Source organism: Variovorax sp. YR266 (genome assembly GCF_900107295.1).
Classification (GTDB): domain Bacteria; phylum Pseudomonadota; class Gammaproteobacteria; order Burkholderiales; family Burkholderiaceae_C; genus Variovorax.
In genome coordinates, this window is the sequence record NZ_FNPM01000003.1 from 37,381 (window position 1) to 61,011 (window position 23,631).

Genomic DNA, 23,631 nt, shown 5'->3' on the forward strand with positions numbered 1-23,631 from the left:
ATGGACCTCGAAGCGCGCGCGCACAGCGAACACCCCGAAGCACTGCGGCTCTGGCTGCGGCTGCTCACCTGCACCCAGCTGATCGAGAAACAGGTGCGCAACGAACTGCGCTCGCAGTTCGCCACCACGCTGCCGCGCTTCGACCTGATGTCGCAGCTCGAACGCTCGCCCGACGGTCTCAAGATGAACGAGCTCTCGCGCCGCATGATGGTGACGGGCGGCAACGTGACCGGCATCACCGACCAGCTCGTGACCGAAGGGCTGGTCGAGCGCATCAACGTCGAGGGCGACCGCCGCGCCTGGCGCGTGCGCCTCACGCCGCGCGGGCGCAAGCTCTTCAACGAAATGGCGCAGCAGCACGAAGACTGGATCGTCGAAGCCTTCGCGGGCCTCAGCGGCAAGGAGATCTCGCAGCTCCACAAGCTGCTAGGCAAGGTCAAGGAACACTCACACAACCAATTGATAGTGGAGACCGAATGAAGCACTACATCGGCGCAGGCAACCCCATGCGCGCGCAATTCGAGGCGAAGGCAGCCTACAAGGCCGAGCACTTCGCATGGAGCTACGAGGCCGGCGTCGGCACCGTCACGCTGAACCGGCCGGAGCGCAAGAACCCGCTCACGTTCGACTCGTATGCCGAGTTGCGCGACCTGTTCCGCGCGCTGAACTACGCGACCGACGTGAAGGCGATCGTCGTGACCGGCGCCGGCGGCAACTTCTGCTCTGGCGGCGACGTGCACGAGATCATCGGCCCGCTGACCGGCATGCGCATGCCCGAGCTGCTGGAGTTCACGCGCATGACGGGTGACCTGGTGAAAGCCATCCGTGCGTGCCCGCAGCCCATCGTCGGAGCCATCGACGGCGTGTGTGCCGGCGCCGGCGCGATGATCGCTCTGGCCTGCGATCTGCGCTACGGCTCGCCCGCCACGCGCACTGCATTCCTCTTCACGCGCGTGGGTCTTGCCGGTGCGGACATGGGCGCCTGCGCGCTGCTGCCGCGCGTGATCGGCCAGGGCCGCGCATCGGAGCTGCTGTTCACAGGCCGCGCGATGACGGCGCAGGAAGGCCACGCCTGGGGCTTCTTCAACGCACTGCATGAAAGCGATGCGCTGCTCGAAGCAGCCACCAAGGTGGCGCGCGAGCTGGCCGAAGGCCCGAGCTTCGCGCACGGCATGACGAAGACCATGCTGTCGCAGGAATGGTCAATGACCATCGACCAGGCCATCGAGGCCGAAGCGCAGGCACAAGCCATCTGCATGCAGACGGAAGACTTCAAGCGCGCGTACGAAGCCTTCGCGGCCAAGCGCAAGCCGGTGTTCGGCGGAGACTGACGCGATGATGACCAAAGCACCCGCCCCGCCATCGACTGCGCACCTTGCGCTGCCGTTCTTCGACGATGCGCATCGCGCGCTCGCCGACGGCCTGCTGCCCTGGGCCGCTGCGCAGGAAGTCGACGAGCGCGATGACCGTGCCGCCTGCCGCGACTGGGTTCAGCGGCTCGGCGCCGGCGGCTGGCTGCGCTACTGCGTGCCGGGCACGTCCGGCGGCGCGCTCGAACGACTCGACTCGCGTGCCCTCGTGCTGCTGCGCGAAACGCTTGCTTTTCACTCGCCGCTCGCCGACTTCGCGTTCGCGATGCAGGGCCTCGGAAGCGGGGCGATCACACTTGCAGGCACGCCGGAGCAGCACGCCAACTACCTGACGGCGGTTGCCAAGGGCAGCAAGATCGCGGCCTTCGCGCTCAGCGAACCCGAAGCGGGCTCCGACGTGGGCGCGATGGCCATGCGCGCCGAAGCAACCGCCGACGGCTGGAGGCTCAACGGCGAGAAGACCTGGACCAGCAACGGCGGCATCGCCGACTTCTACTGCGTCTTCGCGAAGACCGACCCCACCGGTGGCACGCGCGGCATCACGGCCTTCATCGTCGATGCAACGACGCCCGGCCTCGATACCTCTGCGCACATCGACGTGATGGCGCCGCATCCGCTGGCCACGCTGCGTTTCGAAAACTGCATCGTGCCGCGCTCGGCGCAGCTCGGCGAGCTCAACGGCGGCTTCAAGCTCGCGATGCGCACGCTCGACATCTTCCGCGCTTCGGTAGCGGCTGCTGCGCTCGGCATGGGTCGTCGCGCGTTGGCTGAAGCCATTGCGCATTCGACGAGCCGCCGCATGTTCGGCCAGACGCTGGCCGACTTCCAGCTCACGCAGGCCAAGCTCGGCGAGATGGCCGCGCTGATCGACAGCGCCGCGCTGCTCACGTACCGCGCTGCGTGGATGCGCGACGACGCAGAGCAACGCGGTGCACCGGCAGTGGGCGACGTCTCTGCCGCAGCCGCAATGGCCAAGATGTGCGCCACCGAAAACGCAAGCCGCGTGATCGACATGTCGCTGCAGATGCACGGCGGCCTCGGCGTGAAGGTTGGCACGAAGATTGAAAGCCTCTACCGCGACATCCGCTCGCTGCGCATCTACGAGGGCGCGACGGAAGTCCAACAACTGATCATCGGTAAATCTGTTCTGCGGGGATAAACACCGTGTCTGCCCAAGTCGACCGCTTCGTTCACGACCGCCTGCCGCCTGCCGCGCAGCTGCCCGTCTTTCGCTACGAACTGCCCGAGCTGCAGTTGCCCGACCAGCTGAACCTGGTCGAGGAGCTGCTCGACAAGGCGGTGGCCAAGGGCATCGGCGACAAGCCGATGCTGCGTTCGCCGCAGGGCACGCTGACGTACGCGCAAGCGGCCATCGAGGTCAATCGCATCGCGCAGGTGCTGACGGAAGACCTCGGGCTCGTGCCGGGCAATCGCGTGCTGCTGCGTGGCGGCAACTCGGTGGCCATGGCGCTGTCGTGGCTCGCGGTGGTGAAGGCCGGGCTGATCGCGGTGGCAACGATGCCGCTGCTGCGCGCGAAGGAGCTGGGCGAGATCATCGAGAAGGCGCAGCCCGTGGCCGCGCTGTGCGATGGGCGCCTGCTCGACGAACTCGTGATCGCTCAGCAGGCACATCCGGTGCTCGCCACGGTGATTGCATTCAACAAGCCTGAAGCGGATGACTCGCTCTCTGCACGCGCGGTGAAGAAGAGCGGTGTGTTCAAGGCCTGCCCTACGGCATCGGACGACATCGCGCTGCTGGCCTTCACATCAGGCACCACGGGCAAGCCGAAGGCGCCCGTCACCACACACCGCGACGTGCTCGCGATGTGCGAGACCTGGCCGCGCCATGTGCTGCGCGCGCGCAGCGACGACATCGTGGTGGGCTCGCCGCCGCTGGCCTTCACCTTCGGCCTCGGTGGGCTGCTGGTGTTCCCGATGTGGACGGGGGCTTCGGTCTATTTTCCCGATGCGCCGTTCACGCCCGAGGGGCTGGTGAAGCTCATCAACGAGGTCGGCGCGACCATCTGCTACACGGCACCGACGTTCTATCGCCAGATGGCGCCGTTCGTGAAGCAGCACGGCATGCCCAGCCTGCGCATCAGCGTGAGTGCCGGCGAGGCCCTGCCCGACGCCACGCGCCAACTGTGGAAGGACGCCACCGGCATCGAGATGCTCGACGGCATCGGCGGCACCGAGGTGTTCCACATCTACATTTCGGCTGCGGGCGGCGACGTGCGCCGCGGCGCGGTCGGCAAGGCAGTGCCGGGCTTCACCGCGAAGGTGGTGGACAACGAAGGCAACGAGGTGCCGCGCGGCACGGTCGGCAAGCTCGCGCTGCAGGGCCCAGTGGGCTGCCGCTATCTCGACGATCCGCGCCAGGCCGACTACGTGAAGAACGGCTGGAACTATCCGGGCGATTCGTTCGTGCAGGACGACGACGGCTACTTCTTCTACCAGGCACGCGCCGACGACATGATCATCACGGCCGGCTACAACGTCGGCGGTCCGGAGGTCGAAGACGCGCTGCTCAAGCACCCGGCCGTGGCCGAGTGCGGCGTGATCGGCAAGCCCGATGCCGACCGCGGCATGATCGTGAAGGCGTTCTGTGTCCTGAAGCCCGGCAACGAGGGCAACGCAGCCCTCGTGAAAGCGCTGCAGGACCACGTGAAGGCGACGATCGCGCCTTTCAAATACCCGCGGGAAATCGAGTTCGTGCCGGTGCTGCCGCGCACCGAAACCGGCAAGCTCCAGCGATTCAAACTGAGACAACTCAACACAACATCATGATCCACAAACTCCTGCAGCCCGAAGGCTGGCTGCCTCCCAAAGGCTATGCGAACGGCGTTGCCGCGCGCGGCACGACGCTGTTCGTCGGCGGACAGATCGGCTGGAATGCGCAGCAGCAGTTCGAGTCAGACGACTTCATCGACCAATGCGGCCTGGCGCTGCGCAATATCGCCGAGGTGCTGCGCGCAGGCGGTGCGGGCCCTGAGCACATGGTGCGCATGACCTGGTACGTGACCGACCGCGACGAATACAGCAGCCGGCTCGCCGAGCTCGGCCCCGTCTACCGCGATGCGATGGGCCGCAACTTCCCGGCCATGACCTGCGTGCAGGTGGCGGCGCTGGTCGAGCACCGCGCGAAGGTCGAGATCGAGGTAACGGCGGTCATTCCAGACTGACTGACGCCGCCCCGAAACGCTTGCGGTACTCCGCGGGCGTGATGCCGACCTGCCGCTGGAACGCGCGGCGCAGCGTGTCGGCATCGGCGAATCCGCATTCGTATGCCACCTGCTTGGGTGCCGCGTCTCCAGCCTCCAGCAGGCGGCGCGCGGCGGCCACGCGAACGTCTTCCACCCACGCTGCAGGTGTAACCCCGACCTCCTGCCTGAAGAGCCGCGCAAAGTGGCGTTCGCTGAGGCCCATGCGCGCCGCGAGATTCGCAACGCCGTGATCCTCGGCAGGGTTGGCCGAGATCCAGCGCTGGACCTCCTGAAGGGCCGAACGGCCGCTGGGCGCGGCCTCGCCCTTGCGGCTGAACTGCATCTGGCCGCCAGGGCGCTTGAAGAACATCACGAGCTGCGCGGCAACCTTCATTGCGATGTCGCGGCCGAGGTCTTCTTCCACCAGTGCGAGCGACAGGTCCAGGCCCGCCGTGACACCTGCGGCGGTGCGCAGGCGGCCGTCGCGCACGTGGATGGCATCGGCGTCGACGGTGACCGAAGGGAACTCCTGCGCGAGCTGGTCGGCCACGGCCCAGTGCGTGGTGACGCGCCGGCCGTTCAGGAGCCCGGCCTGGGCCAGCACGAAGGCGCCACTGCAGACCGAGCCGAAACGGCGCATCTTGGGTGTGAGTTTCCTCAGCCACGTGGTCACGTTGGCATCGGACACCGCGTCGGCCGCGTGCGGAGAGCCCGCGACGAGCAGTGTGTGAATGGGTTCGTCCATTGCATCGCCGATGACTGCATCGGGCATGAGCCGCACACCCGAGGAACTGCGAACTGGCCCTCGCCGGGTTGCGATCACCTGCAGCCTGTAGGCTTGCGCGCAGGCTTGCAGGTTGGCCTCGGCGAACACGTCGAGCGGGCCGGACACATCCAACAACTGGACGCCGGGCATGACGAGGATGGCGACGGTCTTCGGAGCTTTCATGGATCTGCGGCGCTTTCGGACGGACAATGTCTGAATTCACCGTATTACGTCGATTGAAGCCATCACAGCCTACTCCTAAAGTTGTCTCAACTTCACAGGAGAAATCCAAATGACTTTGACGACGACGGATATCGAAGGGGTGCGCATCCCCGACAGCAAGCTCGCACACGAGATCACGGAACTGGTTCGAGACACGGCCCCGCCGCTGCTCTTTCACCATTCGAGCCGGGTTTACTACTTCGGAGCGCTCGCCGGCAAGCGCCGCGGGCTGACCTTCGACCCTGAGCTGCTGTACGCCGGCGCGATGTTCCACGACATGGGGCTGGTGAAGAAGCACAGCAGCGCGCGCGAGCGCTTCGAAGTCGACGGCGCGAACGTGGCGCGCGACTTCCTGTACGGGCACGGGATCTCGCAGCAGGACATCGACCTGGTGTGGACCTCGATCGCGCTGCACACGACGCCGGGCATCCCGCAGCACATGCATCCGGTGGTGGCGCTGGTCACGGCCGGCGTCGAGATGGACGTGCTGGGCCTGACCTACAAGGAGTACAGCGAGGCCGAGCGCACGAAGGTCGTGCATGCGCATCCGCGCGCCGAACACTTCAAAGAAGACATCATCCAGGCCTTCTACGACGGCATCCGGCACAAGCCGGAGACGACGCTCGGGAACGTCAAGGCGGACGTGATCGCGGACAAAGAGCCGCACTTCCACCGGGGCAACTTCTGCAGCGTAATCCGCTGCTCGGCCTGGCACGGTTAAGACTAGGCGAGCGCGCAAATTCCGGAAACAAAAAAGCCCTCTTTGCGAGGGCTTTTTCAATTCATTTACCGGCCAAGAAAAAAGGCCCTTTGAAATTCAAAGGGCCTTTTAAATTGGTTGCGCGAGCAAGATTTGAACTTGCGACCTTTGGGTTATGAGCCCAACGAGCTACCAGGCTGCTCCATCGCGCGGCAAGATGGAATTATAGCTTATTCAGCAGCGTTTTGCTCGGCTGCTTCTTCTTTAATTTCAGGACGGTCGACCAGTTCGACGAGTGCCATCGGAGCGTTGTCGCCCACGCGGAAACCCATCTTCAGGATGCGGGTGTAGCCGCCCGGACGCGCGGCGAAGCGCGGGCCGAGTTCGCCGAAGAGCTTGACGACGCTGTCGCGGCTGCGCAGGCGATCGAAAGCCAGGCGCTTGTTGGCGAGCGTAGGCTTCTTGGCGAGCGTGATCATCGGTTCGATGACGCGGCGCAGTTCCTTGGCCTTGGGGACCGTGGTCTTGATGACTTCGTGCTCGATGAGCGAATTCATCATGTTCTGCAGCATCGCAAGGCGGTGCGAGCTGGTGCGGTTGAGTTTGCGGAGTCCGTGTCCGTGACGCATGGTGCTTTCCTTTACTTTATAAAAACAGGCAGCCGTATCAGGTACTGCCCGGTGCACTGGCCTTTTTCAGGAGGCCTATTTCAAAAATTCAAATCAACGCTTGTCGAGACCGGCCGGCGGCCAGCTTTCGAGCTTCATACCCAAGGTCAGGCCGCGCGAAGCGAGGACTTCCTTGATTTCGTTGAGCGACTTGCGACCCAGATTCGGGGTCTTGAGCAACTCGTTTTCGGTGCGCTGAATCAGGTCACCGATGTAGTAGATGTTTTCGGCCTTCAGGCAGTTGGCCGAACGCACGGTGAGCTCGAGCTCGTCGACAGGGCGCAGCAGGATCGGATCGAATTGCTGTGCGCTGCGCGGTGCCGGTGCATCGAATGCTGCGAGTTCGCCGCCTTCGAGTTGCGCAAACACGGCGAGCTGTTCGACCAGGATTTTAGCCGATGCGCGCACGGCGTCTTCGGCGGTGATCGCACCGTTGGTTTCGATTTCAACCAGCAGCTTGTCGAGATCGGTACGCTGTTCGACACGGGCGCTTTCGACCGTGTAGCTCACGCGCTTGACGGGCGAGAACGACGCGTCGAGAACGATGCGGCCAATCGACTTGGTCGGCTCGTCTGCGTAGCGGCGCATCGTGCCGGGCACGTAGCCACGACCCTTTTCAACCTTGATCTGCATGTCGAGCTTGCCGCCTTGCGACAGGTGCGCGATCACGTGGTCAGGGTTGATGATTTCGACGTCGTGCGGGGTCTGGATGTCCGACGCCAGGACCGGGCCTTCGCCGTCCTTGCGCAGGCTCAGCGTGACTTCGTCGCGGTTGTGGAGCTTGAACACCACGCCCTTGAGATTCAGCAGGATGTTGACGACATCTTCCTGCACGCCGTCGATCGACGAGTACTCATGCAGAACGCCAGCGATCGTGACTTCGGTGGCCGAGTAGCCGACCATGGACGACAGCAGAACGCGACGCAGCGCGTTGCCGAGCGTGTGGCCGTAGCCGCGCTCGAAAGGTTCGAGCGTGACCTTGGCCTTGTTGGGGGCAAGTTGCTCGACCTGGATGGTCTTGGGTTTCAGCAGGGTGGTTTGCATGCAGACTTCCTCTCAATACCCCCGGCTCGTTACACCGGTAAGGCTGGTGAAGCACCTGATCCGCGACGAAGCGCGGAGCAGGAACGTGAACAACAATATCAATCTCCCGCCAGCGCAAAGACGCGCAAGCGGGTAGAAAAAATCAACGCGAATACAGTTCGACGATCAGCGATTCGTTGATGTCGGCGGCGAATTCGTCGCGATCGGGCACCTTCTTGAACGTGCCTTCGGCCTTGTCGGCATTCACGTCGACCCAAGCCGGAATACCGACTTGCTGGGCGAGTTGCAGCGCTTCGACAATGCGGTTTTGCTTCTTCGACTTGTCGCGCACGGCGATCACGTCACCGGTCTTGACCAGGTACGACGGGATGTTGACCGACTGACCGTTCACCGTGATCGCCTTGTGCGACACGAGCTGGCGCGCTTCGGCGCGGGTCGAGCCGAAGCCCATGCGGTAGACGACGTTGTCCAGGCGCGATTCGAGGATGAACAGCAGGTTGGCGCCGGTGTTGCCACGGCGACGATCAGCTTCTTCGAAGTAGCGGCGGAATTGCTTTTCGAGCACGCCGTACATGCGCTTGACCTTCTGCTTTTCACGCAGTTGCAGGCCGTAGTCGGAAGTGCGCTGACCCGAGGTACGACCGTGCTGGCCGGGCTTGGAGTCGAACTTGGCCTTGTCCTGGATCGAACGGCGGGCGCTCTTCAGGAACAGGTCGGTGCCTTCACGGCGGGAAAGTTTGGCCTTGGGGCCGAGGTAACGTGCCACGATTTTTCCTTTGTGTCATCTGCCGCAGTTGCCTGCGGGAGCCATCGGCGAAACGCGGATGGCGGTGGGCTTAGTTAAAAAACAAATGCGCAGCCGCTATTCAAAGCTGGCTGCGCCTTGCGGACTGACGATCAGATGCGGCGACGCTTCTGGGGACGGCAGCCGTTGTGCGGAACGGGCGTCACGTCGGCAATGGAATTGATCCGGATGCCGAGCGCAGCCAGTGCGCGCACCGACGATTCGCGACCGGGGCCCGGGCCCTTGATCTCGACATCGAGGTTCTTGATACCTTGTTCGACAGCAGCACGGCCGGCCACTTCGGAAGCCACCTGCGCAGCGAACGGCGTCGACTTGCGCGAGCCCTTGAAGCCCTGGCCACCCGACGAAGCCCACGACAGGGCGTTGCCCTGGCGATCGGTGATCGTGATGATGGTGTTGTTGAACGAAGCGTGCACGTGAGCGATACCGTCCGCGACGTTCTTGCGAACCTTTTTGCGAACGCGCTGTGCGGCGTTGTTTGCAGGTGCTTTAGCCATGCTGTTCTATCCTTATTTCTTCAGGGACTGCGCAGCCTTGCGCGGACCCTTGCGGGTGCGGGCGTTGGTGCGCGTGCGCTGGCCGCGCATCGGCAGGCCGCGACGGTGACGGAAGCCGCGATAGCAGCCGATGTCCATCAAACGCTTGATGTTCATCGTCGTCTCGCGACGCAGATCGCCTTCGATGGTGAACAGAGCGATCTGGTCGCGGATCTTTTCGAGATCGGCGTCGGTCAGATCCTTGATCTTCTTCGAATATTCGATGCCGCTCGCTTCGCAGATCTGACGGGCGCGAGTGCGACCGATGCCGAAGATGGCGGTCAGGCCGATTTCAGCGTGCTTGTGCGGCGGAATGTTGATGCCAGCAATACGTGCCATGTGCGTCCTCTAATACTCTTCAATCAACCCTGGCGCTGCTTGTGGCGCGGGTCGGTGCAAATCACACGCACCACACCTTTACGGCGGATGACCTTGCAATTACGGCAGATGGTTTTGACCGAAGCCGAAACTCTCATTTCATTCTCCTAAAACTGTTTAACGTGGCGGTCTACCGCCCGGACTCAATACTGAAACACAGCCCTACGATGTCTTGAAGTTCGCCTTCTTCAGCAGCGATTCGTACTGCTGGGACATCATGTAGTTTTGCACCTGGGCCATGAAGTCCATCGTGACGACCACGATGATCAGCAGGGAGGTACCACCGAAGTAGAACGGCACGTTGTACTTCAGGATCAGGAACTCGGGCAGCAGGCAGACGAAGGTGATGTACACCGCGCCAGCCAACGTCAGGCGAACCAGAATCTTGTCGATGTAGCGAGCGGTCTGGTCACCCGGGCGAATGCCAGGAATGAATGCACCACTCTTCTTCAGGTTGTCGGCCGTTTCCTTGCTGTTGAACACGAGTGCCGTGTAGAAGAAGCAGAAGAAAACGATCGCAGCAGCGTACAGCAGCACGTAGATCGGCTCGCCCGGACGCAGAGCGCCGGCAACATCCTTGATCCAGCGGAAGCCGCCTTCACCGGTGCTGAACCAGCCAACCACCGTTGCGGGCAGCAGGATGATCGACGAAGCGAAGATCGGCGGGATCACACCGGCCATGTTCAGCTTCAAGGGCAGGTGCGACGACTGGCCGCCATAGACCTTGTTACCGACCTGGCGCCGCGCATAGTTCACGAGGATCTTGCGCTGACCGCGTTCGACGAACACCACGAAGTAGGTGACCAGCACCACCACCGCGACGATGAAGAGCGCGACGATGACATTCATGGCACCGGTACGCACCAGCTCCAGCAGGCCGCCGATGGCGTTGGGCAGACCGGCCGCGATACCTGCAAAGATCAGGATCGAGATGCCGTTGCCCAGGCCGCGTTCGGTGATCTGCTCGCCGAGCCACATCAGGAACATCGAACCTGCCGTCAGGCTCACCATGGCGGTCAGGCGGAAGCCGAAACCAGGCGAGATGACCAGACCGGCCGACGACTCGAGAGCCACCGCGATGCTGAACGACTGGAACAGAGCCAGGCCCAGCGCGCCATAGCGCGTGTACTGCGTGATCTTGCGGCGGCCGGCCTCGCCTTCCTTCTTCAATTGCTCGAAGGTCGGAAGCACGTAGGTCATCAGCTGCATGATGATCGACGCCGAGATGTACGGCATGATCCCCAACGCGAACACGGTGAAGCGCGACAGCGCCCCGCCCGAGAACATGTTGAACAGGCTCAGAATGCCGCCCTGCTGGCCCTGGAACAGCGCCGCCAGCTGGTCCGGGTTGATACCCGGCACAGGAATGTGCGCGCCAATCCGGTAGACCACGAGCGCGAGCAGCAAAAAGACGAGTCGACGACGAAGGTCGCCGAACTTGCCTGTTTTTGCGATCGTTGCCGCGTTAGTTGCCACGAAGAACTTCTTTCAGTCCGATGGTGATCAGGCGATGCTGCCGCCGGCCGCTTCGATCGCAGCCTTGGCGCCAGCCGTTGCGCCCACGCCCGTCAGCTTGACGGCCTTGGTGAGCTCACCGGTCTTGACGATCTTGACGACCTTGGCGAGCTGGCCAACGAGGCCGGCTTGCTTCAGCGCCAGGACGTCCACTTCGGCCAGGCCGAGCTGCTCGAGGGCAGTCAGCGTGACTTCGGCGTTGAACTTCAGCAGATGCGACTTGAAGCCACGCTTCGGCAGGCGACGCTGCAGCGGCATTTGACCGCCTTCGAAGCCGACCTTGTGGAAACCGCCTGCGCGCGACTTCTGGCCCTTGTGACCGCGACCTGCGGTCTTGCCGATGCCGGAGCCGATACCGCGGCCGACGCGGCGCTTGGCGTGCTTGGCGCCATCCGCCGGCTTGATGCCATTGAGTTCCATATCAGTCTCTCTTACAGAACTTTGACCAGATAACTGATCTTGTTGATCATGCCGCGCACCGCAGGGGTGTCTTGCAGCTCGCTCACGCTGTTGAGCTTGCGCAGGCCGAGGCCACGCACGGTCGCGCGATGCGATTCCTTGGTACCGATCGGGCTCTTGACCAATTGGACCTTGAGGGTTTGTTGTTGCGTCGTCATTTGAATGCTTCTTTCGGCTTGCGCTTAAGCGAAGATTTCTTCGACGGTGAGGCCGCGCTTGGCAGCCACCTGGCCCGCCGTCGTCGAGTTCTTCAACCCGTCGAGCGTGGCGCGAACCATGTTGTAGGGGTTCGACGAACCATGGCTCTTGGCCACGATGTCGGTGATGCCCATCACTTCGAACACGGCGCGCATCGGGCCGCCGGCGATGATGCCGGTACCCTTGGGAGCCGGATACATCACGACCGTTGCAGCGCCATGGTGGCCTTGCACCTGGTGGTGCAGCGTGCCGTTCTTGATCGAAACCTTCAGCAGGTTGCGACGCGCTTCTTCCATGGCCTTCTGCACTGCAGCGGGCACTTCCTTCGACTTGCCCTTGCCCATGCCGACGCGACCATCGCCATCACCGACCACGGTGAGTGCTGCGAAACCGAGGATACGACCACCCTTCACCACCTTGGTGACACGGTTGATCGCGATCATCTTCTCGCGCAAACCGTCCTCGGGGCCTTCGTTCTGCGTTCTTGCCTGAATCTTTGCCATTTTGAATCTCGTGTCCGGTTAGAACTGCAGGCCGGCTTCGCGGGCGGCCTCGGCCAGCGCCTTGACGCGGCCGTGGTATGCGAAACCTGCGCGATCGAAGGCGACCTTCTCGACGCCGGCAGCCTTCGCCTTTTCAGCGATGCGCTTGCCGACGGCGGTGGCTGCAGCGGCGTTGCCGCCCTTGCCCGAACCGCCGAGCGAGGTACGCACTTCGGCTTCTGCCGTCGATGCGGTTGCAATCACCTTGGTGCCGTCGTCGGAGATGACGGTCGCGTAGATGTGCAGGTTGGTGCGGTTCACCGTCAGACGGGCCACGCCCTGCGTCGCGATGCGAATGCGGGTCTGGCGCGAGCGGCGAAGACGCTGTGCTTTTTTGGTCAACATCATTTTGCTGCCCCTTACTTCTTCTTGGTCTCTTTGATCACGATCTTCTCGTCCGCATAGCGGATGCCCTTGCCCTTGTAGGGCTCTGGCGGACGAACAGCGCGGATCTCAGCGGCGATTTGACCAACGCGCTGACGGTCAGCACCCTTGATCACGATTTCGGTCGGGGTCGCGGTGGCCACCGTGATGCCTTGCGGCATGTCGATGTTGACCGGGTGCGAGTAACCGACTTGCAGGTTCAGCTTGTTGTTGGACGCTGCAGCCTTGTAGCCGACGCCGATCAGGCTGAGCTTCTTCTCGAAGCCCTTCGTGACGCCGACGACCATGTTGTTCACCAGCTGGCGAATCGTGCCGCTCATCGCGTTCGCTTCACGCGACTCGTTTGCGGGCTCGAAGCTCAGCTTGCCGTCATTGCTGACGATTTTCACCAGTGCATTGCGCGACAGGCTGAGCGTGCCGCCCGTGCCCTTGACGCTGATCTGGTCTTCCTTGATCGACACATCCACGCCTGCGGGGATGGTGATCGGCATTTTTCCTACTCGGGACATTTCAGTAACTCCTCGATGTCTCGGTTAGGCGACGTAGCACAGAACTTCGCCGCCGACACCGGTGGCGCGAGCCTTGCGGTCGGTCATCACGCCCTTGGGGGTCGTGACGATCGCAACGCCGAGGCCGTTCTGAACCTGCGGAATGGAAGCACTGGCCTTGTAGACGCGCAGGCCAGGGCGGCTCACGCGCTCGATGCGCTCGATGACCGGACGGCCAGCGTAGTACTTCAGCGAAATTTCAAGCTCGCTCTTGCCGGCTTCGGTCTTGACCTGGAAGCCGTCGATGTAGCCCTCGTCCTTCAGGACTTGTGCGATCGCGATCTTCACCTTGGAAGACGGGACCGACACGGTGGGCTTCGCCACCATCTGCGCGTTACGGATACGCGTCAGCAGGTCGGCAATGGGATCACTCATGCTCATGTTGTTTGCTCCTGCCTGGCTTACCAGCTGGCCTTGGTGACACCGGGGATGTCGCCATTGAAAGCCAGTTCGCGGATCTTGGCGCGGGCCAGACCGAATTGACGGAAGGTGCCACGCGGGCGACCGGTGATTTCGCAACGGTTGCGCTGACGCGTGGGGTTCGCGTTGCGCGGGAGCTTTTGCAGGCCCAGGCGGGCTGCAGCGCGCTCTTCGTCGCTCTTCTTCACGTCGTTGGAAATTGCCTTCAGTTCCGCGTGCTTCGCAGCGAACTTGGCAACCAGCTTGTCGCGCTTGAGTTCGCGCTGGATCAAAGATGCTTTAGCCACAGATCACCTCAGTTCTTGAACGGGAAACGGAAACCAGCGAGAAGCGCCTTGGCTTCTTCGTCGGTCTTGGCCGTCGTCGTGATGCTGATATTGAGACCGCGCAGGGCATCGACCTTGTCGTACTCGATCTCAGGGAAAATGATCTGTTCCTTGACGCCGATGTTGTAGTTGCCACGGCCGTCGAACGCACGGCCGGAGATGCCGCGGAAGTCGCGAACACGCGGCAGCGCGATGGTCACGAAACGGTCCAGGAACTCATACATCTGCACGCCACGCAGCGTGACCATGCAGCCGATCGGCTGGTTTTCGCGGATCTTGAAACCGGCGATAGCCTTCTTCGACTTGGTAACCACGGGCTTCTGGCCAGCGATCTTGGTCAGGTCGGCGACAGCGTTGTCGAGAACCTTCTTGTCGGCGACTGCTTCACCCACACCCATGTTCAGGGTGATCTTGGTGAGGCGCGGAACCTGCATCGGCGACTTGTAGCCGAACTTTTCCGTCAGGTCTTTCGCGATCTTTTCGCGATAGTGTTGTTGGAGACGTGCCATGTGAGTACCTCTTAGGCGATCTTGATTTCGTCGCCGCTGGACTTGAAGACGCGAACAGCCACGCGCTTGCCGTCAGCACCCTGGGTGATCTTGATGCCCACGCGATCGGCCTTGCCGGTCGCGGCATTGAAGATCGCCACGTTGGATTGGTGAATGGGCATGGACTTTTCGACGATGCCACCGGTCGTACCCTTGAGCGGGTTCGGCTTGGTGTGCTTTTTGACGACGTTGATGCCTTCGACGAGCACGTGCGAATCGTCCTTGCGGAGCGACACGGTGCCGCGCTTGCCCTTGTCACGACCGGCCAACACGATGACCTGGTCGCCTTTGCGAATCTTGTTCATGGCGTTGTTGTCCTTACAGAACTTCAGGTGCCAGCGACACGATCTTCATGAACTTCTCGGTGCGCAGTTCGCGCGTGACCGGTCCGAAGATGCGGGTGCCGATAGGCTCCAGCTTGGCGTTGAGCAACACTGCTGCGTTGCCGTCGAACTTGACGAGCGAGCCGTCTGCGCGACGGATGCCCTTGGCGGTGCGGACCACCACTGCGCTGTAGATCTCGCCCTTCTTGACGCGACCACGCGGAGCGGCTTCCTTGATGCTGACCTTGATGACGTCGCCCACGCTGGCATAACGCCGCTTGGAGCCACCGAGCACCTTGATACACAGGACGGATTTCGCGCCTGTGTTGTCGGCCACTTCGAGCCGGGATTCAGTTTGGATCATTTCTTGATATTCCCAACTTGTACCGATGTGCATCCAGGAGGGAGGCACCGCGGTCAGTCTTGGGCCCGTCGTCCATGCCTCGAACCACTCGAGGCACTTCCGCTTTGGGCTGAAAGCTTCGCCTTTTAGAAGCGAAGCCCGCGATTGTTGCACGCACTAATGCCGATGTCAACAACCCCATTACACCATCTCGCGCTGCCACTAGACTCCGGGGCGTGCGCCAGCCCCTGAAACCACCCTTTTCGCCCCCATTGCTCCAGCGTCGTCACCTGCTGGCGAGCGGGGCTAGCCTGGTAGCGCTGGGCCTGGCCGGCTGCAAGAGCGCGACTCCGAATCCGGACCCTGGCCGGCTGCGCCGCATTGGCGAGGCGCGCTGGCCGCACCGCCTTCATATAGAAGGCACCGTGGCCGGCGGCCTCTCCGGCATCGACTACGACCCGATCCGAGGTGAGTACCTGCTCATCAGCGATGACCGGTCAGACCATGCACCCGTGCGCTACTACATCGCCCGCTGGCCCCACCCACAGGCCGCGCAACAACCCGAACCGACGGGCGTTGTGCAGCTGCAACGCCCCGGCGGCGGACCCTGGCCGGATCGTCGCCACGCGGTCGACGGACTTCCCGTGCCCGACCCCGAAGCCCTGCGGCTGCGCCCGGCGACCAACACCCTGCTCTGGACCAGCGAGGGCGACATCGCCCGTGGTTTCGGCCCCGCGCTGTACGAATCGACCCGCGACGGCCGCTTTCTGCGCGAATTCCCGATGCCGGCGATGTTCCAGCCCGATCCGGCCCTGCGCCGCGGCCCGCGCGACAACCTGACCTTCGAAGGCGTCACCCTCACGCCCGACGGCCGTTTCGCCTGGCTGGCGATGGAAAACGCACTGATCCAGGACGGCCCCAAGCCCACCACCAGCGCGCCCGGCGGCCCCTGCCGCTTCACCCGGATCGACCTGCAAACCGGCCAGGCCGACCGCCAGATCGCCTACATTCCCGACGCCATCCCGCTGCGCCCGCTGATTCCCGGCAGCTACGCCGACAACGGCGTGAGCGAGATCCTGATGCTCGACACCGACCGCATGCTGGTGCTGGAGCGCGCCTACGCCACCGGCGCCGGCAATTCGCTGCGCCTCTACGAAATCGACACCCGCGCTGCCAGCGACGTGCTCGCGGTCGACACGCTGGCGCCGGGTAACCACCGGCCAGCCGCCAGGACGCTGGTGGCCGACTTCGCCGCGCTCGGCCTGTCCCGCCTCGACAACACCGAAGGCATGTGCTGGGGGCCGCCCCTGCCGAACGGCAGGCGCATGCTGGTGGTCGTGAGCGACGACAATTTCAATCCGCTTCAAATCACCCAGTTCGCAGCCTTCGAATACGCCGACCGACCATGACCATCGCCGTGACCTTCCTGCCCCGCACCGGCCCCGCGCCGCTGCCCCCCGTCGCCTTCATCGGAGGCGGCAACATGGCCAGCGCCATCATCGGCGGGCTGATCCAGCAAGGCACCCCGGCGGATGCGTTCGAGGTGGTCGAGCCCTTCGAGGAGGCCCGCACGAAGCTGGCCCAGTCCTTCGGCATCGTCGCGAAGGCCGAGGCGGGCGAGGCCCTGTCGCGCTGCGGCGTGGTGGTGTGGGCGGTCAAACCCCAGACCTTTGCCGAAGCCGCCCGCGCGGTGCGCGACTTTGCCGAAGACGCCCTGCACTTGAGCGTGGCCGCGGGCATTCCGTCCGGCAGCATCGCCCGCTGGCTGGGCACGGAACGCGTGGTGCGCGCCATGCCCAACACGCCCGCGCTGGTGGGCAAGGGCATGACCGGCCTGTTCGCCCGGCCAGGCGTCGAGAGCACCGACCGCTCGACGGTCGCGAAGTTGCTGGCGCCCACCGGCGAGCTGATCTGGGTCGACGCCGAACCGGCACTCGACGCCGTGACCGCCATGTCCGGCTCGGGCCCGGCGTACGTGTTCTATTTCATCGAGGCGATGACCGAAGCCGGCGTCGAGATGGGCCTCACGCCCGACCAAGCCCAGCGGCTGGCTATCGGCACCTTCACCGGCGCCTCAGCGCTGGCGCACAGCGCGACCGAGCCTCCCTCGGTGCTGCGCGAGCGCGTGACCTCCAAGGGCGGCACGACCTACGCGGCCATCACCTCGCTTCAGCAGGCCGACGTGAAAGCGCAATTCAAGACCGCGATCCGTGCAGCACAGAAGCGCGCCGCCGAGCTGGGCGAGGAATTCGGCCGCGACTGATTTCAGGCCTCGGGCAGCGCGCGCGGCCCGAGGAAGAACAGCCATTCGGCGGCCAGCGTGACGGTGCCGTCCTCCAGCTCGAGCCAGACTTCTTCCTTCAGCAGAAAGCTGTCGCCGGGCTTGGGCGTCACTTCCGCGATGCGCACCCGTGCCCTGAAGCGCGCGCCCACCGGCATCGGCCGCACGAAGCGCAGGCGGTCGAAGCCGTAGTTGAGCGCATGGTTCGAATCGAAGGGCAGCAGCGTGCGCATGGCTTCGCCGGTCAGCCGGATGAGGTGCGAGACCTGGAAGAAGCCCTGCACGATGGTGCCGCCGTAGTCCGCCTCACGCGCCGCACGCTCGGGGTCGAGGTGAATCCACTCGCCTTCGCCGTCGCCCGACAGTTCCGAATAGCGATCGACCATCTCCTGCGTGATGCGGTGCCATTCGGAGAAGCCCTCCTGGCCGATCTTCTGCTTCAGTCGCTCCAGCATGCGCGCTCTCAGCGAACGGCGTAGCCAACCACGACGCCGGCGAACACCGTGAAGCCCAGCCAGTGGTTCAGGCGAAAGGCCTTGAAGCAGCCTTCGCGCGTGCGGTCGCGAATCAGCCGCCAGTGCCACAGCGCCTGCGCCACGGCCACGGCAATGCCCACGTAGAACAGCACGCCCAGCGAACGGCTCGCGCCGGCCCAGGTCCAGACCGCAAGGAAGATCGCGTAGCTCGCCATCACTGCCGCCACGTCGCAGCGGCCGAAGGTGATGGCCGAGGTCTTCATGCCGATCTTGAGATCGTCGTCGCGGTCGACCATCGCGTACTCGGTGTCGTAGGCCAGCACCCAGAACAGGTTGCCCGCGAGCAGCCATGCGACAAAGACCGGCACCGTGGACTGCACCGCGGCAAAGGCCATCGGAATGCCGAAGCTGAAGGCGATGCCCAGCACCGCCTGCGGCACCGAGACAAAGCGCTTGGCGAACGGGTAGATCAGCGTGATGGCCAGCGCCGCGAACGACCACAGCACCGTCGTGCGGTTGGTCGTGAGCACCAGGCCGAAGGCCGCCAGCGCCAGCACCACGCCCAGCCCAAGCGCTTCCTTGACCGACATCGCTCCGCTGGTAACGGGCCGCTGCGCCGTGCGCTTCACATGGCGGTCGAAGTCGCGGTCGGCCACGTCGTTGACGCAGCAGCCCGCGCTGCGCATGAGGAAGGTGCCGAGCGTGAACACGACCAGCAGGTGCCAGCCGGGCCAGCCGCCCGCCGCGAACCAAAGCGCGCCGAGAGTGGGCCACAGCAGCAGCAGCCAGCCCGCGGGACGGTTCCAGCGGATCAGGTCGAGGTACAACGCAAAACGCCCGCGGGGAGGCGCGGGCGCAGTGACGGGGGGAGCGGACTCAGTCTTCAAGGAGCGAACGCAGCATCCAGGCCGTTTGATCGTGCACCGTGCAGCGCGCGGTCAGCATGTCGGCCGTCGGGTCGTCGCCGGCTTCTTCGGCGACAGGAATGAATTCGCGCGCAATGCGCGACACGGTTTCGTGGCCCTTCACCAGGATGCGCACCATCTCCATCGCCTTGGGCGGGGTCTGCGGCACGTCGGGCACGGTGGCGATCTTGCTGAACTCGGCATACGAGCCCGGCGCATAGTGGCCCAGGGCGCGAATGCGCTCGGCCAGCACGTCGGTTGCGCCCCAAAGCTCGGTGTACTGGCCCATGAACATCGCATGCAGCGAATTGAAGTGCGGGCCCGTCACGTTCCAGTGGAAGTTGTGCGTGGTGAGGTAGAGCGTGTAGGTGTCGGCCAGCACGCGGCTCAGGCCTTCGGCGATGGCGGCGCGGTCCTGGCGCTCGATGCCGATGTTGATGATCGGCGCATTGCGGCTGCCCGACTCCTGCGCAACCACCGCACCGCCCTTCTTGGGCACCTTGCCGGCGGAGGAGGCGGACGATGATTTTTTCGAGTCTTTGGCCATGGCGGGAGGTCTTTCTTCAATTTGGAGGGGAGAACACCTGAATTCTGAAAGCCGGCACGCGGCTTCGCAACAGCGTGACTCTATCCCAGCGATCTACGACAGGCGCTTGACGCCCGGCAGCTCGCACGCATAGATCGCGTTGCGCAGCGCCGCAATCGCCTCGTAGCGCGTGAAGGTGCGCCGCCATGCGAGCACCACGCGGCGCGTGGGCGGGTCGCGGTCGTGCGCATCGCGCACCGGCAGATAGCGCACCATCTGCTCGGGCTCCTTGCGGCCCTTGACCTTGGGCTTGATCGCCTCGGCCGGCACCGACAGGCGCGGCACGAGCGTCACGCCCATGCCCGAGGCCACCATGTGCTTGATGGTTTCGAGCGAAGAGCCTTCGAAGCTCTTGCGGATGCCTTCGGCATTGCTGGAGAAGCGCGCGAACTCCGGGCACACCTCCAGCACGTGGTCGCGGAAGCAGTGACCGGTGCCCAGCAGCAGCATGGTTTCGCTCTGCAGCTCTTCGGAGGTGATCGATTCGCGGTCGGCAAACTTGTGCTTGTTGGGCAGCGCCGCCATGAAGGGCTCGTCGTACAGCGGCGCCATCGCGAGGCCGGTGTCGGGAAAGGGCTCGGCCATGATGGCGCAGTCGATCTCGCCAGCGCGCAGCATCTCGAGCAGCTTGGCAGTGAAGTTCTCCTGCAGCACCAGCGGCATCTGCGGCGTGCGCGCGATCACCTGGCGCACGAGGTCGGGCAGCAGGTACGGCCCGATGGTGTAGATCACGCCCAGGTTCAGCGGACCTGCCAGCGGGTCCTTGCCGCGCTTGGCGATTTCCTTGATGCTGGCCGCCTGGTCGAGCACGCTCTGCGCCTGCTGCACGATCTGCTCGCCCAGCGGCGTAACGGTCACTTCGCCGGCGCTGCGCTCGAAGAGCTTGACTTCGAGCTCGTCCTCGAGCTTCTTGATCGCGACCGAGAGGGTCGGCTGTGAAACGTAGCAGGCCTCGGCCGCCTTGCCGAAGTGCCGTTCGCGGGCTACTGCGACGATGTATTTGAGTTCGGTGAGAGTCATAGCTTGCGTCAATTATGCGCAAGGGTGCGTGACCGGGCAGGCCTGGGGTCTTGGAGAGCGCAGATCCGCCCCCCTCAGGGCCGGGCGCCCTGTGCGGCGGGCAGCCGGCGCAGGCCGGATCGCGCACGCTTGCCTTGCGCGATACCCGGCTTCTCGACCAGGCGGTAGCTGACGACCGAGGCCGCCACGAGCAGCAGCGCGCAGAGGATGCCCACCAGCCAGTACTGCAGCGCGCCGGTCATCGCGAAATCGCGCACCGGCGGTGCCGCGAAGACCACGGTCAGAACGAGCCCCTGCAGCAGATAGATGCTGTAGCTCACCGTGCTCATGCGCCGGGCCGCGCGCGTGGCCAGCAGGCCGAACAGCGTGCCGCCGCGGCAGACCAGGTGAAAGAAGACCCAGAGCAGCAAGGCCTGAATGGGCCCCACCATGTGCTCGAACCAGAGAAACACGGCACCGAGGCAGACCAGTGCGAGCAGCGAAGCCGCCCATTCCGGCAGTCGCAGCCTCGCCATGCTCGCGCCATCGCGACGGATCAGCCAAGCCGACAGCATGCCCATGAGGAACGACGCCAGCACCCACGCCAGGGCGCCGATCACAAGCAAAAGCGTCGGGTGCCAAAGCGATCCGTCCGGCGAAAGCGCGGAGAGCGTCAGCACCAGCAGGCACAGCAGCAAGGCGCCGGCGACGAAGCGCGGCGTCCGCCCACCGCGCGCGAGCGGCGCCATCAGCCGGAGCGATCCGTAGAACAGCCATTCCACAAAGACTGTCCAGGTCACGCCCGCGAGGATGAACCTTGTCCCGTCATAGCCGTTGATGTCGGGCTGCATCGGCACGATGCCAAGGGCCAGCCACTGCAGCATCTCGCCCAGCACGGACCAGCCCGGCTCCTTGAGCTCGAACCCGGTTCTCCAGGCGACGATGAGAAACATCAGGCCCACCGCCACCATGTACATCGGCCCGATGCGCCAGAGCCGGCCGACGTAGAGGCTCGTCCAGTCCGGCCGGCCCTTGGCGTCGAGCAATTTCCCCCAGAACAGGAAGCCGGTGATCATGAAGAAGACCGTTACGCCGACCTGCCCGAGCAGGGTGTGGAAGCCCGAGTGTGGAAACGTCCATTCGCCGCGCTCGATGTAGCCGTGGGTCACCGTCAGGTGGTGCACGAACACGCTCAGCGCGAGAAAGCCGCGCAGCCCGTCGAGCGTCGCGGTGCGCTGGTCGCGCTGCGGCGGTTCGTCGGCCGCGCGGAAAACCGGCAGCGCCAGCGCACCGAGCACGACCAGCACGAGCACGAAATACGGCCAGACGGACAAGACGCTCATCGCTGGCGCGGCCTGCTCTGTTGTTGCCTTCTTGCTCCAGGCGCCTTCGCAAGAACGCCGCCCCCTCCCCCCGCCGGCTCGGTGCGTTCCTTGTTCAAGTCATCGGCAGCAGGCGACCGGAACCGCGACGCATATGCCCAGGCAGCGCCGCGCCGATGCAGGGCAAACACCCTCATGCCTTGGCGGCATCGAGGTCCATGGCCGCAAGGGATCGCGGCCGCATGTCGGTCCAATTCGCCTCGATGAAGGCGCTGCAGGCCGCCCTGTCGGTCGCGGCCAGCGCGACCTGCCAGCCGGCGGGCACCTCGATGAAGCTCGGCCACAGCGAGTGCTGGCCTTCTTCATTCACCAGCACCAGGAAGGTGGCGTTCTTGTCGTCAAACGGGTTGCTCATGGTCGATTTCCTTGAATGGGTTCAGGCGTTCAAGCCATTTCCACGGACTCGGGGGCTGCCTCGCGCAGTGCCACGAGGGCCGTGGTGATTTCGGTCAATGCGTGATGGCGCGCGAAGTCCTCGCGCAGCACGCCCGCACGCTGGCGGTAGCTGGGTTCGCTCAACAGCCTGCGCACGGCGTCGCCGATCTGGCGTGCGCTCGGCTGGCCGTTGCCGAGGTTGATGCCCGCGCCCGACCACGCCACGCGCGCGGCGATCTCGGGCTTTTCCTCGGTGGCTCCGGCCACCACCAGCGGCACGCCGAGGCTCAGCGCATGGTTGACCGAGCCGTAGCCGCCGTTAGTCACCATCGCATGCACCTTGGGCAGCAGCCGGTCGTAGGGCAGGAACGGCAGCACGCGGGCGTTGGCGGGAACCGCCATGTTCAGCGCGGCCGGCAGCGGGCCGCCGGTGGTGGCGATGACCTGGATGTCCTTCACCCCGGCCAGCGCCTGCAATGTCGGGCCGATCAACTGCGCCGGGTTCTGGTTGGCCAGCGTGCCTTGCGTGACCAGCACGACCGAGCGGCCGTCGTCCAGCTCGTGCCACCAGTCGGGCGGCGTGAAGTCGCGGCTGGCGGGCGCGAGCAGCGGGCCGACAAAACGCACCGAGGCGGGCAAGTCGCTGCGCGGGTATTCGAAGGACGCCGCCGTCAGCTGCAGATACAGGTCCGGCAGCTTGACCATGGCGTCGATGAAGAAGTCCGGCAGCGCGGGAAGGCCTGCGCATGTCAGCAACGCATCGAAGTAGCGCTGCACCTCGCCGAACATCGCCTGCTTGAGGTTGGCGTTCATCGCCCGGTTGCGCACGCGCCCTTCCGGCGTGGACGACGGCGGCAGCGCGGTGCCGAAGAAGGCCGTGTCGCAGCTGGACAGCGGCAGCGCCGAGATGCCTATGGCAACGATCGCCGGGCGATGCTCGCGCGGCCCCAGCAGCAGCGGAAAGGTGCCGCAGAACATCGTGTCGACCACGATGGCGTCGGCCTCGAAGTCTTGCAGGATCGCGCCCAGGCCGGCCCGTTGCGCGGCCATGGCGTCGGCAAAGAAGTGCTTCAGGCCGAAGCACAGCTGCGCATGCGCAGACGGCAGGCGCTGGCGCTGTGGAAAGCGCTGGTCGAGCTCGCGGTAGTCGAAGTCGATCGCGGCGTCGAAGGCGGTGAAGCTTGCGCCGGTGGCCTCGGCCTGCGCCCGGAACCGGCTCGCGGTGTGCACCCGCACCTCGTGCCCGAGGTTCACAAGATGCTGGGCGATGGCCAGCATCGGCAACACATGCCCCGGCAATGCGGTTGCCGCGATGAGATAGCGTGCCAT

At 64.4% G+C, this 23,631-nt stretch carries 33 protein-coding genes and 1 tRNA gene; 8 read left to right on the top strand and 26 right to left on the bottom strand.

Features of this window, described 5'->3' with window-relative positions; genetic code table 11:
- The 5 genes from BLW48_RS09290 to BLW48_RS09310 are packed head-to-tail and all read left to right on the top strand — an operon-like array spanning position 1 to position 4,552.
- Entirely contained in the window at positions 1-480 is a 480-nt protein-coding gene (locus BLW48_RS09290) for a MarR family winged helix-turn-helix transcriptional regulator (RefSeq protein WP_093059368.1), read from the top strand.
- Positions 477-1,331: an enoyl-CoA hydratase family protein gene (locus BLW48_RS09295; RefSeq protein ID WP_093076145.1), complete on the top strand. Its 855-nt coding sequence runs from the start codon at positions 477-479 to the stop codon at positions 1,329-1,331. Before BLW48_RS09290 ends, BLW48_RS09295 begins: the two co-directional genes overlap by 4 nt.
- 4 nt (positions 1,332-1,335) lie before the next feature.
- Complete coding sequence (locus BLW48_RS09300; RefSeq protein ID WP_093174233.1) at positions 1,336-2,529, top strand: acyl-CoA dehydrogenase family protein; 1,194 nt, start codon at positions 1,336-1,338, stop codon at positions 2,527-2,529.
- A 5-nt stretch (positions 2,530-2,534) separates the two neighbouring features.
- A complete protein-coding gene (locus BLW48_RS09305; protein WP_093174235.1) occupies positions 2,535-4,157 on the top strand; it encodes an AMP-binding protein in 1,623 nt (540 codons plus the stop codon).
- Complete coding sequence (locus BLW48_RS09310; RefSeq protein ID WP_093059376.1) at positions 4,154-4,552, top strand: RidA family protein; 399 nt, start codon at positions 4,154-4,156, stop codon at positions 4,550-4,552. Before BLW48_RS09305 ends, BLW48_RS09310 begins: the two co-directional genes overlap by 4 nt.
- Here the strand turns inward: BLW48_RS09310 and BLW48_RS09315 are convergent.
- Positions 4,539-5,522: a GlxA family transcriptional regulator gene (locus tag BLW48_RS09315; RefSeq protein ID WP_093174237.1), complete on the bottom strand. Its 984-nt coding sequence runs from the start codon at positions 5,520-5,522 to the stop codon at positions 4,539-4,541. The two genes, BLW48_RS09310 and BLW48_RS09315, sit on opposite strands and share 14 nt — an antisense overlap.
- Positions 5,523-5,631: 109 nt before the next feature.
- Here BLW48_RS09315 and BLW48_RS09320 point away from each other — a divergent pair, with 109 nt between their 5' ends.
- Positions 5,632-6,282 carry an HD domain-containing protein gene (locus BLW48_RS09320; RefSeq protein ID WP_093174238.1) on the top strand — a complete coding sequence of 217 codons (651 nt, stop codon included), beginning with the start codon at positions 5,632-5,634 and terminating at the stop codon, positions 6,280-6,282.
- 114 nt (positions 6,283-6,396) lie between these two features.
- Here BLW48_RS09320 and BLW48_RS09325 read toward each other — a convergent pair.
- From BLW48_RS09325 to rplN, 18 genes are all read right to left on the bottom strand, one after another.
- A tRNA-Met gene (locus BLW48_RS09325) sits at positions 6,397-6,473 on the bottom strand.
- Positions 6,474-6,491: 18 nt separating this feature from the next.
- Entirely contained in the window at positions 6,492-6,890 is a 399-nt protein-coding gene (gene rplQ, locus BLW48_RS09330) for a 50S ribosomal protein L17 (protein WP_093059382.1), read from the bottom strand.
- A gap of 93 nt (positions 6,891-6,983) precedes the next feature.
- The gene (gene rpoA / locus BLW48_RS09335; RefSeq protein WP_093059385.1) at positions 6,984-7,973 is read right to left on the bottom strand and encodes a DNA-directed RNA polymerase subunit alpha; all 990 of its coding nucleotides are present in this window, start codon (positions 7,971-7,973) and stop codon (positions 6,984-6,986) included.
- 142 nt (positions 7,974-8,115) lie between these two features.
- Positions 8,116-8,739 carry a 30S ribosomal protein S4 gene (gene rpsD, locus BLW48_RS09340; protein WP_009124826.1) on the bottom strand — a complete coding sequence of 208 codons (624 nt, stop codon included), beginning with the start codon at positions 8,737-8,739 and terminating at the stop codon, positions 8,116-8,118.
- Between the two features lie 131 nt (positions 8,740-8,870).
- Positions 8,871-9,275, bottom strand: coding sequence for a 30S ribosomal protein S11 (gene rpsK, locus BLW48_RS09345; RefSeq protein WP_009124825.1), 405 nt, complete (start codon positions 9,273-9,275; stop codon positions 8,871-8,873).
- 12 nt (positions 9,276-9,287) lie between these two features.
- Complete coding sequence (rpsM, locus tag BLW48_RS09350) at positions 9,288-9,653, bottom strand: 30S ribosomal protein S13 (RefSeq protein WP_013544105.1); 366 nt, start codon at positions 9,651-9,653, stop codon at positions 9,288-9,290.
- Between the two features lie 23 nt (positions 9,654-9,676).
- On the bottom strand, positions 9,677-9,790 hold the full coding sequence (gene rpmJ / locus BLW48_RS09355; RefSeq protein ID WP_013544106.1) for a 50S ribosomal protein L36: 114 nt from the start codon (positions 9,788-9,790) through the stop codon (positions 9,677-9,679).
- Positions 9,791-9,854: 64 nt separating this feature from the next.
- Positions 9,855-11,168: a preprotein translocase subunit SecY gene (gene secY / locus BLW48_RS09360; protein WP_093059387.1), complete on the bottom strand. Its 1,314-nt coding sequence runs from the start codon at positions 11,166-11,168 to the stop codon at positions 9,855-9,857.
- Between the two features lie 27 nt (positions 11,169-11,195).
- Positions 11,196-11,627 carry a 50S ribosomal protein L15 gene (gene rplO, locus BLW48_RS09365; protein ID WP_093059389.1) on the bottom strand — a complete coding sequence of 144 codons (432 nt, stop codon included), beginning with the start codon at positions 11,625-11,627 and terminating at the stop codon, positions 11,196-11,198.
- A gap of 11 nt (positions 11,628-11,638) precedes the next feature.
- Positions 11,639-11,824, bottom strand: coding sequence for a 50S ribosomal protein L30 (rpmD, locus tag BLW48_RS09370; protein WP_009124818.1), 186 nt, complete (start codon positions 11,822-11,824; stop codon positions 11,639-11,641).
- A 24-nt stretch (positions 11,825-11,848) separates the two neighbouring features.
- Complete coding sequence (gene rpsE, locus BLW48_RS09375; protein WP_093059391.1) at positions 11,849-12,367, bottom strand: 30S ribosomal protein S5; 519 nt, start codon at positions 12,365-12,367, stop codon at positions 11,849-11,851.
- A gap of 18 nt (positions 12,368-12,385) precedes the next feature.
- The gene (rplR, locus tag BLW48_RS09380) at positions 12,386-12,751 is read right to left on the bottom strand and encodes a 50S ribosomal protein L18 (protein WP_042672913.1); all 366 of its coding nucleotides are present in this window, start codon (positions 12,749-12,751) and stop codon (positions 12,386-12,388) included.
- Positions 12,752-12,765: 14 nt separating this feature from the next.
- Positions 12,766-13,299: a 50S ribosomal protein L6 gene (rplF, locus tag BLW48_RS09385; protein WP_093059393.1), complete on the bottom strand. Its 534-nt coding sequence runs from the start codon at positions 13,297-13,299 to the stop codon at positions 12,766-12,768.
- A gap of 24 nt (positions 13,300-13,323) precedes the next feature.
- Entirely contained in the window at positions 13,324-13,719 is a 396-nt protein-coding gene (gene rpsH / locus BLW48_RS09390; RefSeq protein ID WP_093059395.1) for a 30S ribosomal protein S8, read from the bottom strand.
- Between the two features lie 20 nt (positions 13,720-13,739).
- The gene (rpsN, locus tag BLW48_RS09395; protein ID WP_042577476.1) at positions 13,740-14,045 is read right to left on the bottom strand and encodes a 30S ribosomal protein S14; all 306 of its coding nucleotides are present in this window, start codon (positions 14,043-14,045) and stop codon (positions 13,740-13,742) included.
- A gap of 8 nt (positions 14,046-14,053) precedes the next feature.
- Complete coding sequence (gene rplE, locus BLW48_RS09400; protein ID WP_013544114.1) at positions 14,054-14,593, bottom strand: 50S ribosomal protein L5; 540 nt, start codon at positions 14,591-14,593, stop codon at positions 14,054-14,056.
- Between the two features lie 11 nt (positions 14,594-14,604).
- Positions 14,605-14,937, bottom strand: coding sequence for a 50S ribosomal protein L24 (gene rplX, locus BLW48_RS09405; RefSeq protein ID WP_093059397.1), 333 nt, complete (start codon positions 14,935-14,937; stop codon positions 14,605-14,607).
- A 13-nt stretch (positions 14,938-14,950) separates the two neighbouring features.
- The gene (rplN, locus tag BLW48_RS09410) at positions 14,951-15,319 is read right to left on the bottom strand and encodes a 50S ribosomal protein L14 (protein WP_009124801.1); all 369 of its coding nucleotides are present in this window, start codon (positions 15,317-15,319) and stop codon (positions 14,951-14,953) included.
- Positions 15,320-15,570: 251 nt separating this feature from the next.
- Between rplN and BLW48_RS09415 the strand changes: the two genes are divergently transcribed.
- Entirely contained in the window at positions 15,571-16,707 is a 1,137-nt protein-coding gene (locus BLW48_RS09415; protein ID WP_093174240.1) for an esterase-like activity of phytase family protein, read from the top strand.
- Positions 16,704-17,561, top strand: coding sequence for a pyrroline-5-carboxylate reductase (gene proC, locus BLW48_RS09420; protein ID WP_093174242.1), 858 nt, complete (start codon positions 16,704-16,706; stop codon positions 17,559-17,561). The genes BLW48_RS09415 and proC overlap by 4 nt, the downstream gene beginning before the upstream one ends.
- A 2-nt stretch (positions 17,562-17,563) precedes the next feature.
- Here proC and BLW48_RS09425 read toward each other — a convergent pair whose 3' ends face one another.
- The 7 genes from BLW48_RS09425 to BLW48_RS09455 form a co-directional block, all read right to left on the bottom strand.
- The gene (locus BLW48_RS09425) at positions 17,564-18,034 is read right to left on the bottom strand and encodes a MaoC/PaaZ C-terminal domain-containing protein (RefSeq protein WP_093076154.1); all 471 of its coding nucleotides are present in this window, start codon (positions 18,032-18,034) and stop codon (positions 17,564-17,566) included.
- A gap of 8 nt (positions 18,035-18,042) precedes the next feature.
- On the bottom strand, positions 18,043-18,942 hold the full coding sequence (gene ubiA, locus BLW48_RS09430) for a 4-hydroxybenzoate octaprenyltransferase (RefSeq protein WP_093174243.1): 900 nt from the start codon (positions 18,940-18,942) through the stop codon (positions 18,043-18,045).
- Positions 18,932-19,507: a Dps family protein gene (locus tag BLW48_RS09435; protein ID WP_093059406.1), complete on the bottom strand. Its 576-nt coding sequence runs from the start codon at positions 19,505-19,507 to the stop codon at positions 18,932-18,934. Before BLW48_RS09435 ends, ubiA begins: the two co-directional genes overlap by 11 nt.
- Positions 19,508-19,600: 93 nt before the next feature.
- Positions 19,601-20,566: a LysR substrate-binding domain-containing protein gene (locus BLW48_RS09440; RefSeq protein WP_093059408.1), complete on the bottom strand. Its 966-nt coding sequence runs from the start codon at positions 20,564-20,566 to the stop codon at positions 19,601-19,603.
- Between the two features lie 74 nt (positions 20,567-20,640).
- Positions 20,641-21,888 (bottom strand): acyltransferase family protein, encoded by a 1,248-nt coding sequence (locus tag BLW48_RS09445; protein ID WP_093174245.1) that lies wholly within the window; start codon positions 21,886-21,888, stop codon positions 20,641-20,643.
- 172 nt (positions 21,889-22,060) lie between these two features.
- On the bottom strand, positions 22,061-22,282 hold the full coding sequence (locus tag BLW48_RS09450) for an MbtH family protein (protein WP_093055474.1): 222 nt from the start codon (positions 22,280-22,282) through the stop codon (positions 22,061-22,063).
- Positions 22,283-22,311: 29 nt separating this feature from the next.
- Positions 22,312-23,631, bottom strand: coding sequence for a glycosyltransferase (locus BLW48_RS09455; protein WP_093174247.1), 1,320 nt, complete (start codon positions 23,629-23,631; stop codon positions 22,312-22,314).

Bases quoted from the DNA above. Each gene is read 5' to 3' on its own strand.
- BLW48_RS09290 (WP_093059368.1), top strand. From the start codon at position 1: ATGGACCTCGAAGCGCGCGCGCACAGCGAACACCCCGAAGCACTGCGG.
- BLW48_RS09295 (WP_093076145.1), top strand. From the start codon at position 477: ATGAAGCACTACATCGGCGCAGGCAACCCCATGCGCGCGCAATTCGAG.
- BLW48_RS09300 (WP_093174233.1), top strand. From the start codon at position 1,336: ATGATGACCAAAGCACCCGCCCCGCCATCGACTGCGCACCTTGCGCTG.
- BLW48_RS09310 (WP_093059376.1), top strand. From the start codon at position 4,154: ATGATCCACAAACTCCTGCAGCCCGAAGGCTGGCTGCCTCCCAAAGGC.
- BLW48_RS09315 (WP_093174237.1), bottom strand. From the start codon at position 5,522: ATGAAAGCTCCGAAGACCGTCGCCATCCTCGTCATGCCCGGCGTCCAG.
- BLW48_RS09320 (WP_093174238.1), top strand. From the start codon at position 5,632: ATGACTTTGACGACGACGGATATCGAAGGGGTGCGCATCCCCGACAGC.
- rplQ (WP_093059382.1), bottom strand. From the start codon at position 6,890: ATGCGTCACGGACACGGACTCCGCAAACTCAACCGCACCAGCTCGCAC.
- rpoA (WP_093059385.1), bottom strand. From the start codon at position 7,973: ATGCAAACCACCCTGCTGAAACCCAAGACCATCCAGGTCGAGCAACTT.
- rpsK (WP_009124825.1), bottom strand. From the start codon at position 9,275: ATGGCTAAAGCACCTGCAAACAACGCCGCACAGCGCGTTCGCAAAAAG.
- rpsM (WP_013544105.1), bottom strand. From the start codon at position 9,653: ATGGCACGTATTGCTGGCATCAACATTCCGCCGCACAAGCACGCTGAA.
- rpmJ (WP_013544106.1), bottom strand. From the start codon at position 9,790: ATGAGAGTTTCGGCTTCGGTCAAAACCATCTGCCGTAATTGCAAGGTC.
- rplO (WP_093059389.1), bottom strand. From the start codon at position 11,627: ATGGAACTCAATGGCATCAAGCCGGCGGATGGCGCCAAGCACGCCAAG.
- rpmD (WP_009124818.1), bottom strand. From the start codon at position 11,824: ATGACGACGCAACAACAAACCCTCAAGGTCCAATTGGTCAAGAGCCCG.
- rpsE (WP_093059391.1), bottom strand. From the start codon at position 12,367: ATGGCAAAGATTCAGGCAAGAACGCAGAACGAAGGCCCCGAGGACGGT.
- rplR (WP_042672913.1), bottom strand. From the start codon at position 12,751: ATGTTGACCAAAAAAGCACAGCGTCTTCGCCGCTCGCGCCAGACCCGC.
- rplF (WP_093059393.1), bottom strand. From the start codon at position 13,299: ATGTCCCGAGTAGGAAAAATGCCGATCACCATCCCCGCAGGCGTGGAT.
- rpsH (WP_093059395.1), bottom strand. From the start codon at position 13,719: ATGAGCATGAGTGATCCCATTGCCGACCTGCTGACGCGTATCCGTAAC.
- rplE (WP_013544114.1), bottom strand. From the start codon at position 14,593: ATGGCACGTCTCCAACAACACTATCGCGAAAAGATCGCGAAAGACCTG.
- rplX (WP_093059397.1), bottom strand. From the start codon at position 14,937: ATGAACAAGATTCGCAAAGGCGACCAGGTCATCGTGTTGGCCGGTCGT.
- rplN (WP_009124801.1), bottom strand. From the start codon at position 15,319: ATGATCCAAACTGAATCCCGGCTCGAAGTGGCCGACAACACAGGCGCG.
- proC (WP_093174242.1), top strand. From the start codon at position 16,704: ATGACCATCGCCGTGACCTTCCTGCCCCGCACCGGCCCCGCGCCGCTG.
- BLW48_RS09425 (WP_093076154.1), bottom strand. From the start codon at position 18,034: ATGCTGGAGCGACTGAAGCAGAAGATCGGCCAGGAGGGCTTCTCCGAA.
- BLW48_RS09435 (WP_093059406.1), bottom strand. From the start codon at position 19,507: ATGGCCAAAGACTCGAAAAAATCATCGTCCGCCTCCTCCGCCGGCAAG.
- BLW48_RS09440 (WP_093059408.1), bottom strand. From the start codon at position 20,566: ATGACTCTCACCGAACTCAAATACATCGTCGCAGTAGCCCGCGAACGG.
- BLW48_RS09445 (WP_093174245.1), bottom strand. From the start codon at position 21,888: ATGAGCGTCTTGTCCGTCTGGCCGTATTTCGTGCTCGTGCTGGTCGTG.
- BLW48_RS09450 (WP_093055474.1), bottom strand. From the start codon at position 22,282: ATGAGCAACCCGTTTGACGACAAGAACGCCACCTTCCTGGTGCTGGTG.
- BLW48_RS09455 (WP_093174247.1), bottom strand. From the start codon at position 23,631: ATGGCACGCTATCTCATCGCGGCAACCGCATTGCCGGGGCATGTGTTG.